This window comes from Mesorhizobium sp. M7A.F.Ca.MR.362.00.0.0, from assembly GCF_004023175.1.
In the GTDB taxonomy this organism is placed as follows: Bacteria; Pseudomonadota; Alphaproteobacteria; order Rhizobiales; family Rhizobiaceae; genus Mesorhizobium.
The window spans coordinates 1-2,425 of record NZ_RZTF01000612.1 but is presented as its reverse complement, the minus strand read 5'-3'; the positions used below and the strand labels follow the sequence as shown (position 1 = coordinate 2,425).

The window sequence follows — 2,425 nt, the reverse complement described above, 5'->3', positions numbered from 1 at the left end:
ACGGCTCGGGTTCGACGGCTACTTTCGCGGTCGGTTCATCCCTTGGAGTCTCCACGGACGGCTGGGCAGCCGTCTTGCGTGCCTCGCTCCGGTCCGACACCGCCCTCGCCTGCTCACCGACCGCGGCGATCTCACGACGCCAATCGGCGATGGAAGCGTCGGCGACAGGACGCGATCCCGGCGATTCAACCGTGATTGGCTCGGCGGCGACGCGGGCGCTAACTTCGGCAAGTGTCATCGATGGCTTTGCCGGGCTGGGATCGGGGCGCGCAGGCGTTTCCATGCGCGCGACCACCGGCTCGGCCGCCGGCAACTGTGCCTGGACTTCCGCCAGCGTGACTGGCTTCCTGCCTTCGGGGGCGGCATGCAGGTCGGCACGGAATGCTTCCACGTCGGGGGCCGCATAGGCGCTCGACGCGCGCTCCAGATCCTGGCTCAGCTCATCGGCGTCGCCCGGCTGCTTGCGGCCGCCGTCGCTGTCTTCGATGATCCGCCTGATGGAAGCCAGTATCTCTTCCATGGAAGGTTCGCGCTGTGCGCTGCTTGCCGTTGCCATCGTCACATCCGCCGCCTTTGTGACCCCTGTGGGTTTCCGCTCCGGCAGAGCCGGATCGAATCATGGCGACAGCGTAACCGACGGATCGCCGCACGAGAATCCCCAATCTGGGGACTTGTGGGATTTCAACAGATTAGCGCGATCTGCAACCCGAGTGCGAAAGATCCTGCTCAAACGGGGAACACGGCCAGTCCTGGCCGAACGCCTCAGCGGCCGTCCGGCGTGCGCAGGCCGTACCACTTGTCCTTGACCGCGTTGTAATGCTCTTCAGGCTTGTACTTCGCTACCTGCAAGCCAAGGCGGTCGACGGACAGACGGCCGGTCGCCTGCAGAATGGCGTAGCTCGCCACCACCACATCATGTTCGTAACCGGCCTGGTTGATCTGGGCGGTGATGACCGTCGCCTGTGCGTTGAGGACGTCGAGCGTGGTGCGCTGGCCGACATTGCGTTCTTCGATGACACCGTTCAGTGCCAGCTTCGCGGCCTCGATCACTTGCCTGTTGGCCGTCAGCTGCTGCTGCGCGGCGGTATACTCGGTCCAGGCGGCGGTGACGGCCTGGCGCACCTGATCGCGGCTGACGTCGACCTGGATGCGGGCCTGGCTGAGTGATTCCTTGTTCTGGCGCACGATCGCCGAGGTGCGGCCACCCGAATAGATCGGGATGGTCAGCGTTGCCCCGACACTGGCCGAATTGGTCGTGCCATCCTGCGAACCGACGCCTGGCAAAGGCGAGGTATTGCGATAGGCGCTCGAAACGCCGGCGGAAGCCGACAGCTGCGGCAACAGCGCGCCTTCGGCCGACTTCACCGAAAACGCGGCGGCGTCGACCAGATGCTGCGTGGCAAGGATGGCCGGATGCTCGTTCGAGGCCACCCCGACGGCGGCGGCGAGGCTCGACGGCAACAGCTTTGCCACCGGCGAAGCGCCCTTGAGCTTGCCCGGCTCGTCGCCGACGATCTGGCGATAGAGCGCCGCACTTGCCAGCGCCTGCGCCCGGGCAGCACTCAGCGATGCCACCGCGGCGGCGCGTGAAGCGTCGGCCTGGGCGACATCGGTGCGCGTGCCTTCACCAACTTCGAAACGCGAACGCGCCGCGCGCGCCGTTTCGGTCAGGAACTGCAGGTTCTGCTCGGTCAGCACAGCGACCTGCCGGTCGCGAATCACGTTCATATAGGCCTGGGCCGCGCTGAACAGGATACCCTCTTCGGTGTTGCGCAGGCTTTCGACCGAAGCCCGGACCTGCGCTTCGGCGGCAGCGACATTGTTCCTGGTCTGAAAGCCGTCGAACAGCGTCTGGTCGATCTGGACGCCAAAATTGCCGGTGGTCAGCCGCACGCTTGAATTGGTGCCGTTGAGATGGCTGCTCGAATAATCGATATTCGCCGAGCCGGTGACAACCGGACGGTAGCCCGACTTGGCGATGGCGACGCCCTCGTCGGTGACGCGAACGCCGGCGCGGGATGCATTCAGCGAAGAATTGTACTGGTAGGCCTTTGCAAGCGCGCCGGAGATGGTTTCGGCTGAAGCGGCCAGTGGGGACAGCATGGTCGCCGAAACGAGGACGGCGGTGAAAAGTGACTTGCGTAAAGACGGCACGGTTAAACCCTCATTCGTTTTCCATGGGAACCGCGCCGCGCCTGCTTCTCTCATTGATCAGCCGGCGCCGCGTGTTCGATGTTCCCTGCTGCTCACCCCAAAGTGCCCCCAGTTTGGCATCAGCAGCGATCGTTCAAATGCAAGCGACCATGACAAAGCCTCTGCTGCAAGGCCAAATCATTCAGAATTCGAAAGCACTAATGCGTTCAAACCCCGGTAGTGGCTTAATTGCCGCATTAAATGCCCGTCTTCCGGTTACAACCCCCCCGGC

2 protein-coding genes and 1 pseudogene are annotated in these 2,425 nt (G+C 64.0%); all 3 read right to left on the bottom strand.

All coding sequences use genetic code 11. The features are described 5' to 3' along the window. A partial coding sequence (locus EOC06_RS35950; RefSeq protein WP_128310027.1) for a DUF2497 domain-containing protein occupies positions 1-556 on the bottom strand: 556 nt, incomplete at its 3' end. Positions 557-762: 206 nt separating this feature from the next. After that, a complete protein-coding gene (locus EOC06_RS35945; RefSeq protein WP_127322716.1) occupies positions 763-2,154 on the bottom strand; it encodes a TolC family outer membrane protein in 1,392 nt (463 codons plus the stop codon). A 181-nt stretch (positions 2,155-2,335) separates the two neighbouring features. Then, positions 2,336-2,425 (bottom strand): annotated as a pseudogene (locus EOC06_RS44465) (protein-L-isoaspartate O-methyltransferase); the annotation flags it as partial.